This is a genomic window from Halorubellus amylolyticus (assembly GCF_034808145.1).
GTDB lineage: Archaea > Halobacteriota > Halobacteria > Halobacteriales > Natrialbaceae > Halorubellus.
Window position 1 is genome coordinate 36787 of sequence record NZ_JAXHGM010000006.1, and the last position, 24082, is coordinate 60868.

General features: G+C 55.7%; 17 protein-coding genes. 7 read left to right on the forward strand and 10 right to left on the reverse strand.

Annotated elements, in window-relative coordinates:
• Window positions 1-103 precede the first annotated feature (103 nt).
• The 4 genes from SM754_RS14145 to SM754_RS14160 all read left to right on the forward strand — a co-directional run bounded on the left by SM754_RS14145 (window position 104) and on the right by SM754_RS14160 (window position 4557).
• A complete protein-coding gene (locus SM754_RS14145) occupies window positions 104-2065 on the forward strand; it encodes an archaea-specific SMC-related protein (RefSeq protein ID WP_323676891.1) in 1962 nt (653 codons plus the stop codon).
• A gap of 271 nt (window positions 2066-2336) precedes the next feature.
• On the forward strand, window positions 2337-3071 hold the full coding sequence (locus SM754_RS14150; RefSeq protein ID WP_323676892.1) for a DnaJ domain-containing protein: 735 nt from the start codon (window positions 2337-2339) through the stop codon (window positions 3069-3071).
• Window positions 3072-3288: 217 nt separating this feature from the next.
• Window positions 3289-4191: a hypothetical protein gene (locus SM754_RS14155; RefSeq protein ID WP_323676893.1), complete on the forward strand. Its 903-nt coding sequence runs from the start codon at window positions 3289-3291 to the stop codon at window positions 4189-4191.
• A 90-nt stretch (window positions 4192-4281) separates the two neighbouring features.
• Window positions 4282-4557, forward strand: coding sequence for a hypothetical protein (locus tag SM754_RS14160; protein WP_323676894.1), 276 nt, complete (start codon window positions 4282-4284; stop codon window positions 4555-4557).
• A 368-nt stretch (window positions 4558-4925) separates the two neighbouring features.
• On the opposite strand, the gene SM754_RS14165 is transcribed toward SM754_RS14160, so the two are convergent.
• Window positions 4926-6164, reverse strand: a complete 1239-nt coding sequence (locus tag SM754_RS14165; RefSeq protein WP_323676895.1) for a hypothetical protein — start codon at window positions 6162-6164, stop codon at window positions 4926-4928.
• Between the two features lie 996 nt (window positions 6165-7160).
• Here SM754_RS14165 and SM754_RS14170 point away from each other — a divergent pair.
• Complete coding sequence (locus SM754_RS14170) at window positions 7161-7676, forward strand: hypothetical protein (RefSeq protein WP_323676896.1); 516 nt, start codon at window positions 7161-7163, stop codon at window positions 7674-7676.
• A gap of 74 nt (window positions 7677-7750) precedes the next feature.
• On the opposite strand, the gene SM754_RS14175 is transcribed toward SM754_RS14170, so the two are convergent.
• The 3 genes from SM754_RS14175 to SM754_RS14185 all read right to left on the reverse strand — a co-directional run bounded on the left by SM754_RS14175 (window position 7751) and on the right by SM754_RS14185 (window position 10195).
• Entirely contained in the window at window positions 7751-8158 is a 408-nt protein-coding gene (locus tag SM754_RS14175; RefSeq protein ID WP_323676897.1) for a hypothetical protein, read from the reverse strand.
• Window positions 8159-8277: 119 nt separating this feature from the next.
• Window positions 8278-9027: a hypothetical protein gene (locus SM754_RS14180; RefSeq protein WP_323676898.1), complete on the reverse strand. Its 750-nt coding sequence runs from the start codon at window positions 9025-9027 to the stop codon at window positions 8278-8280.
• A 382-nt stretch (window positions 9028-9409) separates the two neighbouring features.
• On the reverse strand, window positions 9410-10195 hold the full coding sequence (locus SM754_RS14185; protein WP_323676899.1) for a recombinase family protein: 786 nt from the start codon (window positions 10193-10195) through the stop codon (window positions 9410-9412).
• Window positions 10196-10686: 491 nt separating this feature from the next.
• On the opposite strand from SM754_RS14185, the gene SM754_RS14190 reads away from it, so the two are divergent.
• On the forward strand, window positions 10687-11058 hold the full coding sequence (locus tag SM754_RS14190) for a hypothetical protein (protein ID WP_323676900.1): 372 nt from the start codon (window positions 10687-10689) through the stop codon (window positions 11056-11058).
• Between the two features lie 303 nt (window positions 11059-11361).
• Here the strand turns inward: SM754_RS14190 and SM754_RS14195 are convergent, their stop codons facing one another.
• The 4 genes from SM754_RS14195 to SM754_RS14210 all read right to left on the reverse strand — a co-directional run bounded on the left by SM754_RS14195 (window position 11362) and on the right by SM754_RS14210 (window position 19515).
• On the reverse strand, window positions 11362-12150 hold the full coding sequence (locus tag SM754_RS14195; RefSeq protein ID WP_323676901.1) for a PH domain-containing protein: 789 nt from the start codon (window positions 12148-12150) through the stop codon (window positions 11362-11364).
• Window positions 12151-12485: 335 nt separating this feature from the next.
• A complete protein-coding gene (locus SM754_RS14200) occupies window positions 12486-13289 on the reverse strand; it encodes a hypothetical protein (protein WP_323676902.1) in 804 nt (267 codons plus the stop codon).
• 234 nt (window positions 13290-13523) lie between these two features.
• Window positions 13524-13907 carry a hypothetical protein gene (locus SM754_RS14205; protein WP_323676903.1) on the reverse strand — a complete coding sequence of 128 codons (384 nt, stop codon included), beginning with the start codon at window positions 13905-13907 and terminating at the stop codon, window positions 13524-13526.
• Window positions 13908-14691: 784 nt separating this feature from the next.
• The gene (locus tag SM754_RS14210) at window positions 14692-19515 is read right to left on the reverse strand and encodes a sacsin N-terminal ATP-binding-like domain-containing protein (protein ID WP_323676904.1); all 4824 of its coding nucleotides are present in this window, start codon (window positions 19513-19515) and stop codon (window positions 14692-14694) included.
• A gap of 106 nt (window positions 19516-19621) precedes the next feature.
• Between SM754_RS14210 and SM754_RS14215 the strand changes: the two genes are divergently transcribed.
• Complete coding sequence (locus tag SM754_RS14215) at window positions 19622-21757, forward strand: Aq_aa27 family P-loop NTPase (RefSeq protein ID WP_323676905.1); 2136 nt, start codon at window positions 19622-19624, stop codon at window positions 21755-21757.
• 36 nt (window positions 21758-21793) lie between these two features.
• On the opposite strand, the gene SM754_RS14220 is transcribed toward SM754_RS14215, so the two are convergent.
• On the reverse strand, window positions 21794-22624 hold the full coding sequence (locus tag SM754_RS14220; RefSeq protein ID WP_323676906.1) for an HNH endonuclease: 831 nt from the start codon (window positions 22622-22624) through the stop codon (window positions 21794-21796).
• A 197-nt stretch (window positions 22625-22821) separates the two neighbouring features.
• Entirely contained in the window at window positions 22822-24060 is a 1239-nt protein-coding gene (locus tag SM754_RS14225) for a tyrosine-type recombinase/integrase (protein WP_323676907.1), read from the reverse strand.
• Between the last annotated feature and the right edge of the window lie 22 nt (window positions 24061-24082).

The window sequence follows — 24082 nt, forward strand, 5'->3', positions numbered from 1 at the left end:
GCATGGAACAGTTCCTTCGCATTTAGACAGTGTCGTCGATTGTAATTCTGCAGCGGAGGCGGGTGAGCACTTATGTTTGTGAACGAGCAACGGCGGGCCCGCAATGACCACGGAGAGACCAGCAGATAGCAATCACGCGTCCCTCACGGTGAGCGACATCGGCGGGATCCAGCAAGCCGCAATCGAGATGACACCAGGGTTGACGACGCTCGCTGGAGCAAACGCGACCAATCGCACTTCGCTCCTCCAGGCTCTGAACGAGACTCTCGGTGGGACTATGGGCTCGGTCAGACGGGGCGCTGGGGACGAACAGGCTCACGCCGAATTGACGGTGAACGATGAAACGTGCCGTCGAACACTCGCTCAGTGGGAGGGTTCCATCACACGGGGCGGGAGTCCGTACACGACCAACTCCACCATCGTCAATCTGTACGCGTCGTTGCTGGAGCGAAACGAGATTCGCCGACTGATCGAGAGCGGGGATTCGGCGTCGGTCGACCGCAAGTTGCCGGATCTCTTGATGGCGCCAATCGACTTGGACGCTATTCAGGCCGAGATCGAGGAACGACAACAGCGTAGACGCATGATCGAGAACCAACTCGAGAAGATCGAGTCGAAAAAGGCGGAACTTCCCGGTCTCGAAGAACGCCGGCGAGAAGAGAAACGCACTATCGAAGAACTCGAGAGTGAAATTGCGGCCAAACGGGAGCAAATCACCGAGCTGGACATCGATCGCGGAGAGGCGGAAGCGGCTGAAGCGCAACTCGACGAGTTGGAAACCGCTCAAGAGGAATCCCGTAGCATCGAGGCGACCATCGAGCGCAAGGAACGTTCCCTCGAAGAAAGCCAGCAACGGCTCGGTGACAAGCGCGACGAGCTGACGGAGGTCGAACAGAGAATCGAGGAAACGTCTGCACCAGACGAGGAGACGATCCAAACGCTCGAGGAGAGACGTGATAGGGTGGCGCACGTTGCTTCCCTGCTCGACAGTTTGGCCGAGGCGAGCCGGTCACTGACGACGACCGAAGAGACATTTTCTCTCCCTGATGCACTCATACTCGATGAGGACGTGACTGGGGCTCTCGATCCAGGAGCGCAGACCATCGCATGCCCTACCTGTGGAAACACCGTCGAGCGCGAGACGGTTCACGATCGTATCGACGTCATTCGGTCGAGCGCGACGGAACACCACGAGAAAGCCGACGAGATCGAAGAGCAACAGTCGAAACTCCGCTCGAGGCGCCAGCAACTGGAGCAACTGCAGCGAGAGAAACAAGGTCTCGAAAACGACATTCAACGTCTCGAACACCGCATCGACGAGACCGACGAGCGGATCAGCGAACTCAAACACGACCTCGAAGCCAAGCAGGAGGAAATCGACGATCTGTACGATCGGGTCGAAGAGATGAGAGAGCACCGCAATCGGGAACTCGAGACGCTATACGACGAAATCGCGGACTTGCAGGGAGAGCGCGCGGATGCGGAAGCGAACCTCGACCGACTCGAATCCCAAATCGTGGAGCATGAGTCAACCGTTGACGAGGAAGACGCACTGCGTGAGGAGAAGGCCGAACTGGAGGAGGCGATCGAGGAACGGCGTGGTCGCATCAGCTCACTCGAGAAGCGCGTGCAAGAGGAAGCCTCGAACCACATGAGTGCGCTGGTCGAACGTCTCCAGTACGACCGAATCGAAGGGATTCGACTCGACCGGAAGCCATCGGAGGCACCGGCTTCGTTCTCAGAGTTCGAGCTCGTGGTGGCACGACGCCGCGAGGATGGCGTGGTGATCGAGGAGCGTGACTTGGCAACGCTCTCTGAGTCCGAAAGATCGCTGATTGGCCTCGTGGTCGCGCTCGCGGGATACATCGCACACGAGGTCGCTGACGAAGTGCCGTTCATGTTGCTCGACTCGATCGAGCAGTTCGACTCAGGTCGAATCAGCAGGCTGCTGCAGTATGTTCGCGAGGAGGTCGACGTGACGTACGTCATCGCTGCCCTGCTGCCAGAAGACGCGAGTGGAATCACCGTGGGGCACACAGAAATCGAAGCTGATAGCCTGACCTAGAATCATCGGAGCATAAGTGTCCAAGACGAACGCGTGGACTTCACCGTGTCAAAATCCTGGCAGGGCGGGGGTTGATGATTGTTTGGGATGTCATAGAATAGATCTCAAGGTAGTTGATCTCGGGAGTCCTGGCACGAACCGCCTCTTCTGTGAGTGTTCGTAACCAACAGTACTTCCGTGGAGATTTTATACGTAACCCTTCGACAGGTTTGTCTCCTCTCGACCTGGCTACCCAATAAATATTCGTAATAGGTGGTTATTATCAACGAACATGAGTGAACCGCATCGAATTCTGGGTGTGTCAAAGGATGCACCGGAAACAGTTGTAGATGCAGCATATAGGGCACTTGCCAAAGAAAAGCACCCAGACCAAGGCGGTGATCCTGGAGAATTCACGGAAATCAAGGAGGCATATGATACAATAAAGTCAGGAAGCGGAGAGACCAACACTCAAACTCCGCCCAGCTGGTTTGACTCCGTGTTTTCGTCGGATCCAGCCAATACGATTTCTGTTATTGGCGATGCTGATAGTCAACCTACAGTAGAAGGAGATATCTTCACCGTCCGGTTAAAAGCAATACTCCCCGATACGGACGCAGCGGAAATTGCAAGATTGCCGGATGATTTAGGGAAGAACACCCGCCGAACCGTTGTTCTATTTGACATTGAGAACAATACAGATGATGTTCAGAAATGGCACCGGGACAAGACGACCTATATTGATAAGCAAGGATTCACATACGAACGAGAAGAGACGACCATCGACAGTGAGAAACTAGGTTCACGCTGGACGCATTTCAGTGTAGAAATAGAAGCCAGGGCTAGAACCTACTTTGTAGCAATGGTTGAAGAACTACCGCCAAATGCCCGCTTAGGGAAAATTGTCCATTCTCAGTATTCTTACGCCGAGGGGCGCACCTCCGGTTGGACAGAAGGTAAAGAGCGATATGAATTTGTAATCGAGGAGGGGAACAGAACGTCTATTCCCTTACCTCCAGAACGCTAATTCAATTACATTTATGCTGATTGCCATTCCCGTAGGCCTCAATCTCTAATCTAATGGATAGACGCCTCGCATCTACCCCTATAATCTATAGCTGCTGATGGGTATAAGACGGATTCTATGACTCCCTCGAAGGTTAGCAAGAGGACGGCTTTGAGTTCCCAGTTCCATCCCAGCCGGGCAGCCTTCAAAAGGATGGACATCGACGATATCGCAGCCAATGGACTCACCTGATAAGATTCCCAAGCGTAACCGACTCAAGTCCCAGTTTCGTCGCCAGCGGGCGGATCGAGGAACCAACGACCATGAAGAGGGGTATTACGAGGACGATGAGGAACGGCGTCATCCAAGTGCGACGACCATCATAGAGCGAATCAATTTTGGGGACTATCCCGAGGAATCGCCACTACACGAGAGTCAAAATCAACGGCGAACGCGGCAACGACACACGTCGAAGTGGTGGGTGAAAACCTGGTACAAACAACAACTCGGCATCCTCGGCCACCACGAAATCACGAACCAGATGGATGTCACCACGCCGGATGGCAGAGTCGATGCGCGGGAGGAATTGATTGAGCCCTCGGACGAACGCGTGCGGAAGCTTTCGAAACAGGAACTGTTCGACACGCTGAGCGGGTATAATGACGTTGGACTGGCTGCGGACAACTGGGAGTACAATCGCTATCCGGCACAACATCCCCTCCTTGATGTTGCCAAGAAGGATGCCGAGGAAATCGCACATCTATGGCGAACCACCATCCGACCGGACGTGAGACTTGAGTACGAGGAGGTATGGCGTGGGGAATTGATGTTCGTCCACCTGCTCGAGGATAGCGGCTGGCCTCCGCTCGGCTACGGCGGACAGATTGATCTCGTTGCCAATCTTCGTGACAAGATTCGAGCCGTCGATCTGAAAACTGGAAGGATACGGATGGCCCATCGAATGCAGGCTGTGGCCCAACAGCAAGCCTTTTCTGAGATCGAAGGGGCAGCTCTCATCCACGTAACGCCGACCGGAGACTGGGAAATAGAGTGGTCAGAGGACTGGCCACAAGAATCACTCTGGCAGCAGTTTCAGGCCGAACTCGTCCTCGCAGAACAGGATGACGCGTTCGACTTTTGATCGAGTTCTCAACAGCGCCTGCTACGCTGCACGCAGGCCGGCATTTATCAGATACTCTGAACAACTCTGCCAGTACACCGTATGACCCAAATGAACCCGGACTCGCTCTCAGATGTCGATGTGAAGCACGTTGAACGGCACGGGAACACCGACCATTTTGCAGCGGAGTTGCGTAGCGAGGCCCGCCTACACGTGACCGTCTCCGACAATAACCAGATCTGTGCGACGCTACACGATGGAAACCAGCAAGCAGCCATCGTCGTGGGTGACGATGGAGAGTTGAGTCACGTGTACCGAGATGCAAGTGTCGACGATGAAGCACGGGAAAGCACCGGGGTTTCGGCGCTTGGAACCCACCGAGACTGAACCACACGCGGGAGAGAATCTGCAACTCTACGACGACGCGGAAGATCAACTATACCGCAGTCATGATACAACGAGTTCTTAATGGTCATGGCAGAAAGTAGGGTCACTCCCGAACGCGAACAGATTGGGACTCGTAGCGACGGTGCCACGCACTTGGAACGTTCTCGTCCTTGAGTCGCACACGACACGAACACCCCACCTCCCCCTCCACATCCTCGCCGAGTGGAGCGACGTCAGCCCCACACAGGGCGCAGACAAGCGAATTTGGACTCGACATCAGACTTACTTTATGATTGTCTTTCAACACATATAAACAACTCGCACCACCGGCCCGTCGTCCAGCGAATACAGCCTACAATAACACCCACTTACTCAAACTCCGCTACAACCAAGTCAGCGGATTCCTCGCGATCGTCCACGGACTCCATTTCATTCCACGCAACACGCCCATCAGGCTCGTACCTTCCGATGTCCTCGATGACGATCCCCTCGAGTTCTTCGTCGAAGTCTGCATCTTTCTCGCTCTGATACCAGGCCACCATCTCCTCAGCTGTGTCTACCCATTCCTCGTCGAGAACACCATTCCCACCCATCCTACCGGACTTATGTTGGTTACCACACACCTCCAGTAACGCCGACTCTATCACATCGCACGTCACCCCAGACATTTCCCCGTCTTGCGACAGATAATCCCGCATCTCCTGCCACGTGTCGCGATATTTCTCACCGACGTGAGGGCGTCCAGCAAGCCCCTCATCCAGATGCTGCGGCGCTGCGAACGCAACCCCCACGATCTTCGTGATTAACCGCTCACGATCTCTTTGCGCTTCCATCTCAGACTCCTCCATATACCGATTCCACGCATCCACAGCGGTCAGATAGCTTCCATCACGCTCAGGATGCTCTGCAGCCAACCAATCCACAACCGATGGCTCAGGCGCATCTTCACGGTTCCCGAGAACCAGACCCTGACGCACGTAGGATGTTGTATCGTTCCCCGTCACTTGCTTCGCGATTGCCACCATATCGCCCAGGCGAACGATATCTCCCTTCTGACGAAGGACGCCCGCGATTAGTGCCGTTCTCGCCGCACCCGGTTTCTGTGGGACTGTCTCGGGGATGTGGTCAGGATCGACAGCCACGACTTGTTCACCGGCGAACTCGTCGGGAGAACCAACCGGGTCAAATCGGTCGGCCATCTGCTTGATCTCCTCGCTCGGAACCTCGCCGTCGAACTCGTCGGCATCGTAGTCGTCCCAGAAGTCGCCCTCATTGTCTGTTATCTTAGTTGGATTCTCGGAGTCGTTTTTCATTTGAGAGTCCGCGCTCGAAGAGGGAGACGAGGAAGAACGGAGACGTTGGATCTCGTTCGTGAGCCGCTCGTTCTCGGCGTGGAGTCGCTCATTCTCCTGCTCGAGACGTTTCTTCTCCGTGTCCTCGTTGGCCGCGTCAGAGCCTGAACCATCCATATATTGCAGTAGTGCCGCTTCGGCCTCCTCGCTCGCGACGCCGCGCCACTTCCCTCGCTTTGCGCGGACGAAATCTTTCCATTCCTCCTTCGTAATCGTCGCCGTCTCGTCGAGCGTGATCACAATCTGTTCTGTCATCGTTCCAACGTAACCGTCGAAAGGGTAAAAAAGATCCGTCCGATTGACGGTTGGCATAGATATGTTCATCTAACCATATACATACATTATCTTATTTAATGCAATTAAGTGATTAGGTTAGTTAGGTAGAGGGGTGGTGAGGGGTGGAGGCAGCGACGTTCGTGAACCTGACACACCCTCTGCCAGGAGAGCGTCTCTACCGACGGTTCATGATTGAGACGTGGCTCCCCCGTCCTCGTCTTCCTCTTCGAGCGAGGTCTCTCAAATGAAAAACGACTTCGGCGGTAAATCGTTTAGCGCCGCCAAGACGACGAAGACGTCCATCTCGTGAGTCTCTACGAGCGAGCCACGATGGTGTCGATGTTCACGTGAGGACACGCGGTTCTCCGTGGTTCTCGGCGTGGTTCTGCGCTCTCTTCCCACCCCTCGGTTCCGATGAACTTGGCGGCCCCACGCTCGCAAAGAGTGTCTGCGAGCTGGCTGTCAGCGATGGTTGAGGGGAGTTCCCTGTCGCGTCGATAGACTGGGTGTCCTCCCTCGGCGTCGATGGTCTGGGGCCAGTCTGGCTGTCCTACGTGGCTGCTGACTGTCTCTCACGCGTGGGTGTCGCGGCGCGCACGCGATCAATGTGTAACTCCTTCTCGACACGGGGGAGTCCCTGTTCGGCGACGATGTTCGATGTTCCCTCTTTCTCGACGTTGTTCTCTCTTCGGCCCGGGGTGTGGGACTCGGCCCTTGCCTCTGAGTAGTCCCTGCTCGGTCGCACTGTGCTCCCCTCCCTCCTCGCCAGGGTTGGCCTCGCGATGCTCGCACCCTCGGAGGTTCGATGGTCAACCGTTCTGGTTGGGGGTGTGTTGTACTGTCGGCGCGGTTGTCTTCCGAGAGCGCCCCGAGGATTCACCTGAAGATTCAGCCGTGAGGAGTCCCTGGAGGATTTTCCTCCCGTTAATTATTAGCGATACTTTTTGTCCGAGTACGACCTATCACCAACTAGGTATGAATCTGGACGAACTCGATTTGGAGCGTGAGGATGTCGAGGTACTTCGAGAGGTGGCGAATCACGGCGACCGTGGCGTGACGACGGGTGAGGTGGTGAGGGTGGTTGGTTGGGCGACGGAGAATCACCACGTGACCTACCGGTTCAACAAGTTGGAGGAGCGTGGTTTGATTGCCAGTCGTCAGGAGTCTGCGCGCGGCCAGGGTAACCAGATTGACCCGCGTGTTGCGTACGCGACCGATGCGGGCGAGGAACTCGCCGAGGAGGTTGAGTTCGATCCGAGTAACGCGCCTATGGACGAGCGGTTGGAGAGGTTGGAGAAGCAGATGGGGAAGATGCGGGACACGTATGGGGCGGTGAAGCAACGGATTGTGGGGTTGGAGGACGAAGTTGAGGAGCTGGAGGACGAATTCGACCGCGATCTCGAAGAGCTCAACGACGACATCGAGGGTCTGAAGCGAACGGTGAATAATGGCGAGGACTCGCTCGTCGACGAGTTGGAGTTCGGCGACTGAGCCGTTGTTTCACTGAACTATCCGTGTTCGGGAGAAGTCTCATTGCGACTTTTCATCGGAACTCGGGGGTGTCCTTAGTCCGAGTCCAGAACCTCGATTCCGATGACGGCACTACATCCGTAGATGTCTTCATCGCTGTCGTCGAGATATTGATCTTCGACGTACCAGTCCGCCTCGGGGTCACGCCATTTTCCTGTTGTGCGGTTCTCCTCTGCGTCGATGATGGTGTAGTGGCCAGTCAGGTTGAGTCCGTGTTCTGTGGGGATTTCGCTGGCGTCAACCTTCACATCGAACGACGCACTGCCATACGACGGGTGTTCTTCATCTGATTCTTTTTTCAAAGTCCGGTAGTGTCGGACGTCTTCGCAGTTGCCTGTAATCGTGTACCCGTTTTCAAGGTGGAGTTTCACTTCGACGTCTTCTTTGCTGGCGGTTGTCCGGAGCGTCTCGACGATCTCTGCGTTGCAGTCGTGTGTTGACATCCAGTCTTAGCGACATCCTGGGTTACTTAAGAATGTTTTCGCGATTGACGTTTTCCAGCCTGGCGAGTCGGGCTGGCTGCCGGTTCGCCGTCAGAGGGCTGGTGACCACCGAATCAGTACTACACGTGGTCTCGACGTGCTTCCATCTCGTCGTAGATTGCTCCCGTGACATCCAGCATAAAGGCGCGTACGTACTCACGCATCGTGTCGTCCATCGCTTCATCGACGACATCGTGTCCCTCTGCTGCCTCGTTCACAGCGTCGAAGTCGAAGTCTAGGGCGTCCTCGACGGACTGTATTTCGCCCGTTTCTCGGGTTTCGTCGCTTAGTTGGCCGAGTACGGCGTCCACTTGTTCCTCCTTGAATTCGACTTCCTCGTTGGGGAGTTCTTCCTGGATGGCTTCAATATCTACCCCTTCGATAAGTTGGTTGACTTGTTCGATGGAGGGATTCGTCTCCCCTCGTTCTTTAGCGGACTTTTGGAGGATGTTGAGTAGTTCTGTTGGAGATTCTTCGTCACCTTGTTCGACGATGATGACGAGACCGTTGGCGATGTCGCCGAGATCATCCATCCGCTCTCTTGCTTCACGCGGAACACCGCCTGGGGCGCCGGCGGCGTGCTCCTTAATCTCCTCTGATAGAGGATCGAGTTCTGAACGGAGTTTTTCTGTGTTGGTCTCGGGTTGGAATTCGGTGACTCTGCGTCCAAGATGTTCCACACGGGCGATTAGGCCGAGTGCGTCGGCGAACCAGTCTTTGGCAGACTGTTTTCGCTCGAGCTGGTAGCGGTAGCGTTGGACGAGGATGCCGCCAGCAGCACCAATGACGATTCCGCTGGCGACGCCGAGTGGGGCGACTGGCACGGTCACTCACCACCCTCGGTTCGATTCATAGAGCAGTGTGATTGTTCGTACCATTTAGTTGTTCACGGTGGTTCTGGTGGTAGTGGTACCGGGGTAGTTCGACTGCTCGCCGAGGTTGGTTCGCGTTGATGATGACAGCACACCGCGTAAGGCATCAGGTGTGACATTCGTTCTGGGCGAGTAGGAGGGTGTCTGGGATTCCCGCGTTCGGGGACACTCTCGGTGTCAGGTTACACTTAAGGTGTCCGTTCTCTTTGGCGTTCTTTCGGTCTCGTCCGCGAAGGTGAGACTGCGGACGTCCGACTGTCGATGTTGTTCCAGTAGTCGGGAGTTTGCGACCGCCCCGTTAGTGCAAGAAGCAGTTCTAGCCGGTGTGCAAGCGGTTGCGCTACTTGCCGAATTCTTGTTCTTCGAGTGCTTCGAGGTCATCTCTCGTTCTCTCGGCGAGCCCGTCGACGGCCTGGTCGGCCATGTCCTCGTCCAACTTCTCGCCGAGGTAGATGTCACGACGTTCGACAACGCTCGGAACCGTTCGGCGAGGCACGCCGATCTGTCGCTGGATGCGTCGATCTGACCAGCCGAGTTCTTCCTTGGCGATGATCGCTTGGACGGCCTTCTCGTACTCCTCGTCGTCGGGCCGCAGGTTACCGTCCTCGCTGGTGAAGCCGTAGATGGGACGACCGATCCTCTTACCGGCCTCTTCGGCTGCTCGGAGGCCGTCGAGGGTTCGTTGCTTGATCATCTCGTGTTCAATATCGGAAGCGAAAGAGAGGCCGTAGAGGATGGCCTTTTGCTCGAGATCCAGTTCCTCGGTTCCCGGTGAGATGTTGATACCGTCGTTGATGACGGTGAGACCGACGCCGTGGTCTTCGACGATCTCGTGGACGGCCTCGTTGAGGTCACGCATGTTGCGGCCGAGGCGGGTGATGGAGCGGATGAAGACGTGATTGGTCTCGCCCTCCCGGACGCGTCGCATCATCTCTTGGTAGCCGGCGCGGTCTGTGTTACCACCGGTGGCCTCGTCTTCGAGGACGTCGATGGAGGAAGGATCGATGTCGTGTTCTTCGGTGGCGACCTTCCAGAGTTTCTCTTTCTGCTGGGCGATGTTCTGGCTGGGTGTCGATACTCGTGCGTAGAGTGTGGTGTCGTAGAGAACTGTGTCAGACTCTGTCATATTTTGTGGTGTTATGAGGGGGTGTTGGGCTGCTCGGCTGCCCACCTATCTGGTTGTGATAAAGAACGCCACTTCTCGCCCTTGAGAAGGACTCTCGGGCGAGAACCATCCGGTTCTGACCCAACACGTACTTGATAGTAGTGAGTCGTGCCGAATAAACGCCGGCCAGTCGAGAACTGTCTTGACCGAGTGACGCGTGGTATGGCCCACCCCAGATCTCACGAGAGTTGACTGACTTGCTCGTGCGCACTTAAATCGGTATTGGGGTGAGTAACGCTGCCAGCGCAGTGTAACGCCTCTATCGCCTCAAAGTATATGTCTACAATTATGTTGCTTCTCAAAAAGGAGAACTATTAATTAGCAATCGGCCGATTACATAACTGCGGTGATATGATGGCGCCGCGAAGATGAGATAGACCACACCAAAACGGTCGAACTACCGACGAACAGATCGCGAAGCAATCGAGAAATTCAACCCCATAGATACATCCATGACCAAAGCAAACCCGCAGTTCACCAAGATTACGCTCCGAGCCGAAGACAGCACCAGTGACGTCGCTGATGAAATCCTCGCCACCATCCGTGATAGTCTCCTCAATGAGGCCACCAGCGACGACACCGACCACGACGTCGGCCCCGCCGCCGTCGCCGTCGAAGTCCACAGTCGCATCACACACACTGACGAACCGCCCACCCACATCGATCCTCGAGAGGAGATTGACGATATCGAGTCCCTTGCCAACGAGATTATCCGTCGCTATACCGACGAAGTTGCCGGAGACGCCCACCGGATGGCCGAGGACGACCGTGCGATGCTGCTTGATGTGGTTGCAGAGATTGACGCACGCGAAGGAGGGTTCTGAGAACTCGGTCGAACATATCAATCTCGAGGGGTGGCACGCGTGCTGCTCATCAAAAATAACAGAGAGCACAGAGACGTTTCTTATGTGGATAGGATTTCTGAGAGAGATGATGTCCGCTATATTGGATACCGAGAACTTGGAGGGTACAACAACATTCTGTACTGTTCTATGACGTCTCGGAAGTCACTGATAAGAGCGATCGAACCCATTTAGCAATGCTTCGTGGGACGACAACCTACGAACCTTACTCCCTGCTATCGCAGCCACAACTGGCATATAAGTACCTCACCGAATCCAGATGCCTTAGATTCTCTCGAGTAATTCCGCTTTCTTCTCCGCGAATTCGTCTTCAGAAAGTACCCCTTCATCTCGTAGTTCTTTCAAACTCTGTAATTGCTCAAGGGGCTCCTCCTTAGCCCCGCTCTCCACCCCTTTTGTATTCACTTCTCGACGTTGATGTCGAATATACTCCACGGCATTGCGGCATTCTTGTTCGTTTGATAAGGTTCCAGAGGCGTGGTACGTTCGTCCATGCGTCTGTATCGATAGTCGGCTTGTGGCACCGCCTGCCCCAATGTCGAGATCAATTCCCGTAATCGAGTCGTAGGGAATGTGGCGTTCATCGGAGCCGTTCCCCTGTTGGACGACCAGGAAGACACGTTGGTTCGTAACTACGGTGAAACACCGATTGACTCCGAAAGAGAACTTTCTACTCCGGTCGTTTCCGAGCAGAGACGAGCTATCTCCACCACCTTCGACGTCGATTGTTTGCCCCTGAAGAATATGATGTGGCTGTTCGTGTTCATCGAGGTAATCAAGCAAGCAACGTCCTGAGGAACCAGTCGCCCGGAGCACCTCCTCATTGACTGTCTCACCTTCAGCCGACTCGGATAGAGCCGCGATATACTCCTCATCGTACTCCTTCCCGCCGATAGTGGAGAAACGCCGGGCCTCCGAGAAGGTGGTCTCGTGGCCGCATGCTTGGCAGACAACTTCTGAACTCGTGATTCCCCCACTGAGCTCGTCTTTTCCGCATTCTGGGCAGGACTGGAGATGCAAAGAAGAGTTCTTTATTTTATCAAAAAGACCCATAGCGACGCATCACTCTGGATGAATAAATAACCCGTCGGTGAATCGAACTGGAAGGAGATTACATTCCAATCTGATCCCTGGTTTCGCCATGTATTCGCGCCATCCCGGTGGGTGCTTTGTGGTCGATTTTCCACGAGGTATTGAGCCGCAGATGCGTCGGTTCTCGCTTCTCCTTGCGGTTGAGAACCAACCCTCAACGGATAATCCGGCCTCTTACGGAGAGCGTTAGTCTCGTCAAGTCAACTGGATTCTCTGTATAGAGAGACGAACGGGGCAGCGAATCTACGCAGATGTGGACTGGTGTGGACAAAAAAGATGACTGTGCATTCGACGAGCTACTTCTGACTCCCACCACGCCCGGTTCCTTCCGCGCGGAACGCGGGATCCTTGGGGGACTCGGCCTCGACAGCCTCCACGATTTCGGCCATCTCGTCCGAGACTTGCTCCTGGGGGAGGTGAGGCCAGACATGGTAGACCTCCCATGCCACCGCCTGCGCCTTTGCAGTGTAGTTGTTCACTGACTGCCAGACCGACTGGTAGGTCACGTCGTCGCCCAGCAGGCGGTTAATGCGCTGATAGTCGTCAATGCCGTCGACCCAGCAGGCGGCGATGTCGGCCTCGCGCGGATACAGTGCCGAATTCGCCTCGACGATCTGGGCGACCTCCTCGCGGGTCAGCTCGTCCTCGCCGTCCTCGTCGCTGGGAACATACTCGCTGGCGAGGATGGCCTCCTCGGCGTCCGAGAGGTCGGTCGCCTGCCAGAGCCGCGTGTGCGCTCTACCGTCGCCGTCCACCGCGTCGTACACGACGATGGCCTCGTCGCGCTCCGGATACCGCCAGGCGTCCGAGACTTCGATGTCGTCGGTGTCGACACCACGTCGAGAGAGGAGGCGTACAGCCTCTCGACGGCCGACTGATGAGTACCTGTACTCTGGCGGTTCGTCAGTGTAGAACGCCTTTCGCGGTGCGTCGAGAGCGACCTCGACGGGATCTCGCACGTTGGCGCGGTTAACTTCGTCCGGCCAGTAAATCGTCCACTCTTCGTCGAGCAGCGCGTCGCGAACCTTCTCTGGTGCTTTACGTTCCAGGACGAGCGCATCATCCTCGTCGACGACCGTCCACGCCTCGAATGTGGCCACCTCGTCACCGGTGTCCCATCCGACGATGCGGTCACACTGTCTGTCATCTGATGCCGGTTCGACCTCTACTGGAGAGCCCAGAATACCTAGATTTTGGCTCTGGTTCTATAAGAACCAATCGGATAATTTATAATTCTGGGTTGGGTCACTGGTAGGGGAGGATTCCTCACGCTCTCGTGATGGACTCAGTTGGGGAGTACCTTGCCGCCGGCGAAGACGAGATTGATAATGTGACTACTCTCGCGAGTAGGCGTCCTTCATAATCTCGCCACTCAACCGCATCATGTCTCTGCTGCGGCTGGCGACACGGCCAACCATCATCCGTGTATTCGCGCCCGCGTACTCGTCCATCTCGTCGACGATCCTTCGAATGTCTTTCTCTCCGTCCCACACGCCGGCATCGCTCATCCACGCGATGTCCTCGCAGAACGCGATCTTCAGGTACTCCTGCACGACTTCAAGATCAACCTCGTCCTCGAAATTGTACTCTTCGACGAGCGCGACGGCGGCCTCGTCAACCTCCTGAAATAGCTCGTACACGACTCCCCGACCGATTCCGTAATCTTCCACCAACGCGTCCTTGCCGTCCTCGCTCGTCTCGAACTCAGGGTCTCGCATACTGCGACGATGTCGATAATCGATGTTAGACGCCGGCGTACAATGGGGAATCGTACGTCGCTGTCGCGTTGGCGTTGCTGCTTGGGTTCTCGACTGGGATGAATGCAGACTACGATGCGGAAGTAGATGCTGGAGACGGGCCGCTCGCCGAGGACTGATTTTCACCGTAGAAGTCTGATGAGTGGGGTGGTGGGGTGCCCGTTCCCAATGCGGGCGTGTGACCCTCCCAACCGTGAGCCGGTCTGATGAGTCCCTTCCCAGAGGGGCTCGCCGCATCAAAGTCTTATTACGACTTTCAACTTGAATGCCGGCACGCGTGCTGCTAGTCGAGAAAGTGGACTCCGAGGCTATTCGACGCCAATCTCGTCCTCGTCGAACTTGACGACGATACGATGATGCCGGGCGGAATAAGGAGCTACTGGAAAGAGTGCTATCGACGGTCGAGGAGGGCTCGCTGAACATTCCTGAAGAAATCCATTCCGAGGATTACGGCAGTAGCGGGTACACTCGGTTCTACATCAGCCAGGGAGTTGGTCAACTGGATGATGCTCTAGAAGACGAGGAACTGAAAACGTGGGCAGTCAATCGCATGGTCGATTTCCACGAACGGCTTACGCCCGTCTTAGATCGAAACCGTGGTGAGCCTTCTTCAGCTGAGTAATCTGGTGGTGAGGTTCCAGATGTCCACAGGTGATTGTCTGTCGGTCTGCAGATGTCGATGTCAAAACCTACATGCTAAATTCGAGGCCGTCTCAGGAAAGTTCGATTCCTTTTCGAAAATCTCCTACCCTGAATCGCTCACATCTGTGAGGGACGTCTCCTGAATCTCACCGCGCTTTCGGAAGTTTCTGATATCGACCTTCACCTCTCGCTTCGTTTCTGACCGTTCCTCGGTTTCGGGGCGGAGCAATTCGAACGGATTGCGAATAGTCCGTACGTATGGATCGGAGTGAATGTCCTTCCGCAGGTTCCCAACAATATAGAGGTAGAAGTGGTCGCTAACCTCTTCAGTTCGTGCGGTCTTCCACTCGTTCCACGAGATTCCGGGAGTTCGTGTGTCATGCCCGGAGGACTTCAGCTCGATTAGACGATCTGCCTCTTCAGTATCGGGATTCACGGTGAGGATATCAAATCCGGGATAAGGGAGTGGCAATCCAACCCCCTCAACCAACTCCTCTATTACAGGGGATGCGATTGAATCTTCGCGGGCCTTTCCAATTGAGTCGTCGGTGTGGACTTCGAACACGTATGCATCGGGAGCCTCGTCACGCGTCTCGAAATCGAACTCTTCCCGGAGTCGTGCCCGCTCGTACTCCAGGGTAATCTGCATCCCGAGTTGGTCGACGACAGTGCGATATTTCATATCAGGGTCGCCTCCGCCACCTGAAGTTCCCCCATTGTCATCAGCATCATCTTCACCATTTTCGTCGGACGGTTCGACGATAATCGTCTCTTTGTCTCCAGAGATTGCTAACTCGGCCGGTTCGTAGACTGGGCGCTCTTGACGCTGTGGAGTCCGGTTTTCGAGCGGCTTTCTAGCTACGTCTTCACTATTCTCCCGTTCGTCATCTGGCTCATCCGGCAAAGGGTTAGGCTTTGGCCGGTGATTTCCGGATTCGTTGTCTTCGTACAGCGCCTGTCTCTTGCTCTCAATCTCATCACGCGAGGAAGGAGCCCCAGCCAGTCTTAGATACTCTCGTCGCTGGCGATTATCTGCTGCAGTGAGCATCGTTACCACTCCCTCGAACTGGGTGACATCTAATGCGCCGCAGATGGCACGCGCCAAGTATCGATACTGTTCGTCCTCGTTTTCAGAGGCCCTGACCACTGGTTTCGCCGGCTCCCCCTGCCCACGGTCGCGACGGTCGAGATAGAACGCGGGTTCCGAGGTAACGGGCGGCACGTCCTCATCCGGGAATTCGTAATCCACCTCGATTGAATCGACAACCTCCAACTCCTCGCAGAAGGCTCGCAATCCGTTCAGGTCGCGGGTGATCAGTTCCTGTGATTGTCGTTCCGCTTCGAGCCGGCAGAGGATGTACGGGGCAGCCCGTTCCAGTTCTGCGAGAAGGTGGTCTCTCACCTCAAGCCGCTCATCGTAGAAGACGGGGTCGGCCTCCACGCTTCGTTCTAAATCGCGCATATCGAAATGAACCCCAAATCCAACAGCGTCCGTCTCCTGTAGCACGAAGACAGGTAGGTTTGGTACCGGAACCTGCTCAAGAACGTCGGGTGCATTGACGAAGTACGCATCTTGCGCTCGAATGAATTCGAAGCTACCGTCGGTGTATCGACAGAGTACGTCAAGATCTGCCAATTCGGCTTGACTCTCTTGCCATTCGGTCTGCTTTACTTCGCGGGTCTGGTCAGTGAGGGGTGGTAATAGTTCACTCGTGTAACGGTAGGCTGACTTGATTTGGCGGAGTGAGCCTCCGACCTCCGAGGCCGATCTCAATTTGCCATCGTCGTCGGTGAAGGTGTTCGATAGCGTCCCCACCACAATACGTGCGTCACGGGGACGGAAAGTCGATTGAGAGAGTTCCCGGCGAACCCCGACCGCATCAAGGAATCCGGCTGCGTGTTTGCGTTGCTCTGCGACTTCGAGCGAGAGAACGGGGAGCAGCGAACTGCCGTTCAGTTGGAACCTCTTGCGAACACTCTCCGTGGGCATCCAAGTTTCATCAGGCCTCCTTATTCCGTGCTCGGTCGGACACCAGCGGGCATTCTTTAATTGCCAGAGCCACAAGTTCAAGCCGACACGGCGCTTTTCGGACTCCGAGGGGCAGTTCTGATTACGCCGGCCAAACGACCGGACATCGTGCGTGGCAAGCACTGGACTCTGGTAATCTTGAAAGCTCTCTTGCCACCATGCCGAGATATGATCGAGAAGCTGTTCACCGATATCGGAATTTGCCTCGCTATCTGAACTCGATGTACCCGCCTCAGCAGCCTCGATAAACTGTCCAAGGAATTCGAGACTCTGCATCTGGTAAATCGAATCGTATTCCCCGCGCTGCCCACCCGTCTGCTCCAATTCCTCGATGAGATGTTGCCTGTATCCTCTCCAGAGGTCGTCATCAAGCGCATCCAGTGCGGAGCGAGCATCCGGGCGTTCAATGCCAATCATAGAACGCAGATCTCGCCGGGTTTGCGGGTCGAACAGCGGCTTCAGTCGGACGTGTGGGGAAACCCCTAGCCACCGAAAGAAATTGCGCCATTCGTCGAACTCTGACTCCTCTCCAATATCCGTGTCCTCGTCATCTCCGACTTCCTGAATTCCCGGGAATGTGTCGGGCGGCGCAAGGTAGTGAGCCTCCTCAATCTCGGCCGCTTCAAACAGTGGCTCCACGTGCTTGGCAGTGCTCGCATCGGGCTGCCATTCCGACCCAAAGTAGACACGACACGCGGGCCGCCAGTCACCGGTCTTCGTCGGCACTGGGAGAAGACAGAGGTTGTGAAGTGTCTGTGTCCGCTCGATGTGTGGAAGTGGAGTGTCAGCATTGACCGACTCGCCGGCGAGTCGCCACACGAGTTCCAGAATCCCACGGTTTCGGAGGGGTGTGTCATCGGCATCCTGTTGCCGAGGACTTGGGAGGACAGGGAAGAGTGCGGCTTGAGCGACCTCTTCGAATCCGAACTTAGTGACATCCCATATCGACTCCAATGCAGGTTTTAGCTCCGAGACCAGCTCGCTTTGGGTTTGCGAGTTTACGCTGGCTTCCGGGCGGTAGAGCGGCGGACTCAGGAAGGCGACTCCAGGGAGGTCGACATCGGGGATATCATTCTTCGGCGGGAAGAACAACTCTCGGCTGTCCTCACTGTCTCGTGCAACATGCCTAACGACGCCGTCGGTATCGGGTCGACCAACCGGGAAGACGCGTGCCTCCCGGCACGCCGATTTGAACTCACTGAGAACGTCGTCCTGATCGCTAATCGTCTCGTAAACCCAGATCAGGACTTGCAGAATGGGATCGATAGCCAACTCGTCTCCCCGGTTTGGGTGGTTGTTGAGCGGTGAGCGGTGGTCGGCGACGGATCCCAACACTGGTGGAATTTCTGGTGCGGATAACACTGAGGTATCGAGCGAGTCCAGAATCCGTGCGTGGGTCGGAGTAAGCAAGTCGGTATCGGGGAAGTAGCCCTCCGAGTCAAGATTGGTGAGTTGGAGCGGTTCTTCCCCGTGAATTCGTGCAACGTAGGCAGCAATCTGCGGACGCGTCTCGGCATAGTATGGCACGACTATCTCTCGAAGGGGTAGTGGGGACGAGCGACGATCGGCGGCCGAGAACCGTGGAAGGAATGGAACGTCTAAGAACGTACTCTGAAGAGCGCCGACGAGTCGTCCCTCAAGTGAGCCCGTCTCGTTGCGGGTCTCTTCGGGGAGATGAGTAAAGTCGAGCCAATCGAGGATCTCATCGGCGCTGGTGGCCGTTTCTTTGGCGTAGGATAGTGCATCTGTTGCTAACAAGTCGGCGATTTGTTGGAGAAGAAACCCGTTGTAGTTCTCCTCGTCAGCGGTCACGTCCACACTTGTTCTGGATATCTTCGTATAGAATGCACCATTCGCGAGAACCGGAATAGGACACTGCTCCTCGGTTGGGAGGAAGACGTGGAGATATGGCCGTTCAGTCAACCGCTTGAGATGGGTACCATCGGATTCATTCGTAACACGTAGTGCGACTCCGATTCGTGTATGGTCGACCTCTCCCCACGTGTTAACGTCGATTCCACCCGTGTGCTCGGCGATGGGGATTCCTGACCTTGAGAAGAGTGCGAAGGTCGAACTGGTGGCCTCCTGATTTCCGGTCTCGTGTTCGACAGTGACAAACTCAAGAGTTGTCTGGTCGCTCCCGAGCGATTTGGATTCGCGTTGGATTCTCCACTCATTGGTCGATCCATCGAGGCTGATTTCTAGCTTATCGAGGTTCTGTAGGAAGACTGCAGTGTGCTCATCAAGTTCCGAGATGGCGGTGATGGCGTCCTTCCGGATATCGGCACTCTTCAAATCGAACCGGAAGACGGTGTTGTAGCCCTGCTCGAGTAATGCTTCGACACGCGACGGTGTCTCGTCGGGAGAGTAAGGGAGTCGCATCAAAGGAATCCCGTCGATCTGGTTTTGTGACCAGTTGTCGTGCTCGTCGACGACTTCGAAGATTGACTCACGGGATTCGTCGCGGTCGAACTCGAACGAGATTCCGGTGGAGAACACCTGTGGCCGGTTGGTCAGGTCGAGGACGGAACTGAACCCCCGGCCTTTGTGGCCGATTGGTGCCTCTTGGTCGTCCTCGCTGCTGGCATCCTTGGTCGTATAGCTCATGGTGCAGAGGGCCTTGACGTCCTCTTCGTCGATCGCCCTGCCAGTGTTTGCGACGAGTAGAGTATTCCCGTTCAGTTCGAACCGGACTTTCCGCTCCCCGGCTGTCTCCGACATTGCATCGTCAGCGTTCTGAATCAGTTCAAACGCGAACCGTCGATGATAGTCCGCCTGGATCTGCCCTTCGTCACTGTAGTGAGCGTTGATATCCTCGGGGGTGCTTCGATACGAGCTGAGGCGTCGTTGGCGAAATCCCGAAAGGAATTCAGAGTCATTCAAAAGGTCAAGCGACATGTTCTCTTGACCTCACACAGCGGGGATAAAACTGCTGGCACCACCGATCGTACTGGTCATATTATGGATAATTCTTATGGGGCCGTCTCTCCAGTCCACGAACACCATGGATTGGGCGACGACGATTAATTTGGGCGGGTTCGGGGACGCGGCGGAGATGGAGTGGCAAACGGTGAAAAGCTGGGAGTCGTTTACTGATTTCTTCGAGGGTGCGATTCACGTTGATGCGGTGACGTACTGTGAGTCACCAGAGTTACTGCTCGATCTGTTTGAGAAGGAAGAGGCGAAGTTGGAGACGATGGACGTGCTCGTCGGCAACCGCGAGGAGTACCAGTCCTCCGTTGATGACGCCACGATTGCCCGCCAACTTGAGCGCCACTATCGCGAAGATAGCTTGATCGTCCGACTGAAGAATCGGAAGGTCGTTCACTCGAAGCTCTATCGCATCGTCAAGCCAGACGAGGAGGTCGTCCTGATTGCTGGGAGTGCGAACCTCTCGTACAACAGTTGGAAGAACCAGACCAACAGCGTCGTTGTGTTCAACACGAGCGTGGGGAGCCAGCTCGATGAACGGTTTCTCGAATGGATCGAAGACCACCGCGACAGCTATGCGAACGAGATCTTCATGGAGAACCTCGCTGAAGAGCTGGAGCAACTTGATGACGAGGAGGAGAAGGAGCGACGGATCGAGCTTTGGATCGACAACCGGGATACGCAGCTCTCGGAACAGGGAGAGATTCACTCGAGTATCGGCGAAGAGTTAGACGACCTCGGTGACAAGGTGGACAAGGTCGTCGGTGTGTCGGATGATGTGGATGAAGCAGATGAGGTCGTTACTGTCGAACACGTCGAAGCCGAGGAGACTGACAGAGAGGAGACGGTGAGTGCGGAGGATGGATCTTCTGGCGAGACTCCCGAGGGAGTGACAGCGGCGAAGACCCCCGAATATTCGATCACGCTTCCAACACAGGGCTTCGAGACGGACGGTTACCTTGACCAGATGGAGACCGATCTCAAGCGGCGTGGCGCTGACGTCGGCGCAGATGCGATTACGACGCCCGTCGAGGGCTACACGAACTACCTCGAAACTCGGTACGATGTGCCGAAGATGTGGGTCGACACCGAGGCCGGACGCGTCCACCTCCAGCATGGAGAACACCACCGGATTCTAACCGCCGAGGAGGAGGCCGACCCCGCAGTGCTCGATGCTGCGCTTGCGAACATCGAAGAATACGTCGAGACGGTCGACAAGTGGGGAGAGACGAACAACCCGCAAGCAGTGATGGCGCACATGTACGAGGCGATTCTGTACGGGCTGTGGGCGCCCTTCGTGAACCTGTACGCGTGCCAGTTCTATGGGGACGTCACGCTGGACAACGCGTTGCAGTATCTCTACGTCTTCGGGGAGTCCGACGCGGGGAAGGACAAGTTCACAGAGTTCCTGCTTCGGCTCATCTCCGACGACTTCGTCCGCGGGGGCGCTGACGCCGACAACGTAGGGAAGAACCAGATTCGCTCGCTACGCAATATCGATACCGTGTTCCCCTACGTCGTCTCAGACATCTCGAAGCAGAAGATCGAACGCGTGGACACGCTTCGGAACTTCTGGCAGGACTCGTGGAACCCGGCCGACGAGGTATCCTACCCCTCGATAATCTTCACCAGCAACGACTCCCGTCCGAATGATTGGTTCCGTAACCGGTCGAAGATGCTCCACTTCGACGTCGCCTTCCCATCGAACCCCGAGGATGAGGGCTTCTACAAGGCACAGGAAGACCTCAACGAGATTCTCGACGAACCGAACCCGATCTTCTCCTACGTCTCTCGTCGCATTCTCCAGGAAGAGATGTACATGGATGCTGGTGGGACGGTCGAAGACGTTAGACGCGTCTTCCGAGACTTCTACGACCGGGCCGGGCGGAAGGAACCAGACTACTTCCCCGTGGAACCAGCGAACCGCAAGTACAACATCGGGAAGCGAAAGTGGCGGCAGGCCTCCAAGCGGGGAGATGTCTCGTTCGAACGCCGGGAAGACCACCTCATCGCAGAGTTCGACCTCGAACCACACGAACTCTACAGCTATCGGAAGACGCTACCGACGAAGATGCGTCCCGAGAAGAGCGGTCGCAACATCATCGTAAAGAACCCCGATGATTTCGCGGAGTGGCTGGATATCGACGAGCTGACCGACGGGGAGAGTTCCGATTCGGAGACCGGGTTCTTGAGCCGACTCTTCGGCTGAGGATCACAGCCGATCTATACCGCACCAAGCAATGGCTTATTCAATCTCTCGTAACTTCTCTATCAGTTCTTGATTGTATGCGTCTCCATCTACTCCATGGTGAACCCGATAATGGCAGTTGGGGCAGAGAGCGATTACACTATCTATGGTATCTTTCCCACCCTTACTTAGCTCAAAAACGTGATGTGCGTGTAGATATGGTTCTCCAGTCTTGCTAATAAATGGCGCTTGTTCTCTACATCCTTCACACTCGCCCTCAGCGCGCTCTTTTACGTATCTCTTGATGGCTACAGACCGGGAATATTCTTGGGAAGCCCTTTGGCTCGTTTTATTCTCAGTTGACACCTCCAAGGTTTCATCTTTCTTGGCAATTTTTCGTAGCTCAGAAAGGTCACGATTGGGACTCCCCTTCCCTTGGCCCGAACCTACCTCTTCTGATTTTTGTTCGCCAACATCACCTTGTTCAGAATATGGGTTTGTGGATGTTGAATCGGGGTTTGTCTTGGTAGTCGGAATATCAGCTTCCGCCTTCTCTAGCTGACCCGGGAGATTGCCATCAGATTGTATATCCTCGCCACTTTTAATAGTATTCTTATATCTTGAAACAAAAGAATGCTTAACATCCGAATCCGACACGGGTATCGCTCTTGTCGAATGAGTCCCGATCTTCACAATCTTAGCAGTTACTGCTGTATTAATTATGCTTTGTGGATCTTCGAACTCGTCCGTATCAATCCGAATGGAGTCTCGTAAAACCTCTGTTGGGACTGGACACCAGACGTCGCCATTATTTGTAATCCTGATTGCGAGGACTTCCACCACATCACCAACGTTTAATGTTTTATTGGGGGGATAATCGGGTGGCATTGGAACTATATTTCGCTCGATAGCTCTTCATCCTTTGGTGAGTGTTCTACAACGAATCACACACCGCCCCCACCCCCACTCCCATAATTCCCACGACACTTTCTCAATATCTACTGCTTACGTATACTTCTATCCCGCACGTTATGAAGTCGGAGAAAGAAGACGAGGGGCCGTAGAGAGGCTATTCCCTGCCTTGATTATTTACGCCGAGTGTTCGGGTCATTGTTCGAGGGGAGGTAGTCTCGCCGTTGGTTCATCCGCTCCTTGTCCGAACGCGTGTCGTAGTGCTTGTCGAGCGTCTCGGAGTTCACGTCCATCCGATCCGAGACGAGATGTTTCGGCATGTCCTCTCGCAGGTGGTGCGTGATGCTGCCACGGCGGAACGCGTGCGGGTAGAGAGAGGACGGACACTTCGATGCCTGATCCTTCCGATCCGTGGCCTCACACTCGCTGATGGTTCGGCCGTGGGGGCACTCGTTCGTGTACGTACAGGGGCAGGTGACGGCGTACACTATCTCGCGGAGGTTGGTTTTGGCACGACGACCGTATCGGCTACTGAACAGCGGTTCCCGACCGTAGTCGTCCTGGACGTCGTGGCGGTTGTTCTCGATGTAGTCGGTGATGACCTGGGACGTGCTTTCGGAGATGTTGACCAGCCGTTCACCGGCCTCGCCGTTCTTGAGTGGGGTGTCTTCTTCGGGCCGGTGGAGCGGTTCGACGTAGTTCTCGTCGAGGTGAACCGTGTCGACGTCGAGGCCGTAAACGCCGCCGAGCCGAAGGCCGGTGTGCCAGAAGACCTCGATGAGGGTGTGACGATGGCTCGCGTACTCGTACTCGTGCAGGTAGCGGAGGATTTGTCCTGCGCGTTCCGCATCGAGCGTTTCGGTACGCGTGTTCTCCGGCGAGGGTGATTGCACCTTCTCACTGGTGCCCTGTGGAACGGCGTCGATGGACTCGCACCAGCGGATGAAGACGCGGATGGTGTCCATCACGCTTCGGATGGTCTCCCGGGAGTAGTTCCCGCCGTTGTCCTTCGATTCGAATGCGTCGATCTTGAATCGGTGCAGCTTCCGGCCGTTGATGTTGTTGAGGTTGTCTATACCTTGGCTCTCGCACCACGCGGCGAGGCGGCCGATGCGCCGGCGGTGGGCGCGCTCGGTCGACGTTGCAATGTCGCGGTCTTTGGCGTACAGTTCGAGGGCTTCTCGTGGCCCGATGGGCTCTAGGTCGTCGGTCATGGTCTTGTCCTGTCGCAGGACGACAGCCATTCCCGGTTCCTTTGCGAGGCCCCGATGTGAGGTCTCTTCGAGGGTCTGGGTGTCCGATGCTCGCCACGCGTTCGAGTGTGCGGACGGATTTGCACGGGGTTGTAGCTCGAAACGCGGGGAAATCGACTCTTCTAGGTCAGGAGCCCGGAACGGCGCGAAGCGCCGCACGCCCGGAACTGAGTCTTTTCGG

Coding starts and splice junctions, on each gene's coding strand:
- SM754_RS14145 (WP_323676891.1), top strand. CDS start 104: ATGACCACGGAGAGACCAGCAGATAGCAATCACGCGTCCCTCACGGTG.
- SM754_RS14150 (WP_323676892.1), top strand. CDS start 2,337: ATGAGTGAACCGCATCGAATTCTGGGTGTGTCAAAGGATGCACCGGAA.
- SM754_RS14155 (WP_323676893.1), top strand. CDS start 3,289: ATGGACTCACCTGATAAGATTCCCAAGCGTAACCGACTCAAGTCCCAG.
- SM754_RS14160 (WP_323676894.1), top strand. CDS start 4,282: ATGAACCCGGACTCGCTCTCAGATGTCGATGTGAAGCACGTTGAACGG.
- SM754_RS14165 (WP_323676895.1), bottom strand. CDS start 6,164: ATGACAGAACAGATTGTGATCACGCTCGACGAGACGGCGACGATTACG.
- SM754_RS14170 (WP_323676896.1), top strand. CDS start 7,161: ATGAATCTGGACGAACTCGATTTGGAGCGTGAGGATGTCGAGGTACTT.
- SM754_RS14175 (WP_323676897.1), bottom strand. CDS start 8,158: ATGTCAACACACGACTGCAACGCAGAGATCGTCGAGACGCTCCGGACA.
- SM754_RS14185 (WP_323676899.1), bottom strand. CDS start 10,195: ATGACAGAGTCTGACACAGTTCTCTACGACACCACACTCTACGCACGA.
- SM754_RS14190 (WP_323676900.1), top strand. CDS start 10,687: ATGACCAAAGCAAACCCGCAGTTCACCAAGATTACGCTCCGAGCCGAA.
- SM754_RS14195 (WP_323676901.1), bottom strand. CDS start 12,150: ATGGGTCTTTTTGATAAAATAAAGAACTCTTCTTTGCATCTCCAGTCC.
- SM754_RS14205 (WP_323676903.1), bottom strand. CDS start 13,907: ATGCGAGACCCTGAGTTCGAGACGAGCGAGGACGGCAAGGACGCGTTG.
- SM754_RS14210 (WP_323676904.1), bottom strand. CDS start 19,515: ATGTCGCTTGACCTTTTGAATGACTCTGAATTCCTTTCGGGATTTCGC.
- SM754_RS14215 (WP_323676905.1), top strand. CDS start 19,622: ATGGATTGGGCGACGACGATTAATTTGGGCGGGTTCGGGGACGCGGCG.
- SM754_RS14220 (WP_323676906.1), bottom strand. CDS start 22,624: ATGCCACCCGATTATCCCCCCAATAAAACATTAAACGTTGGTGATGTG.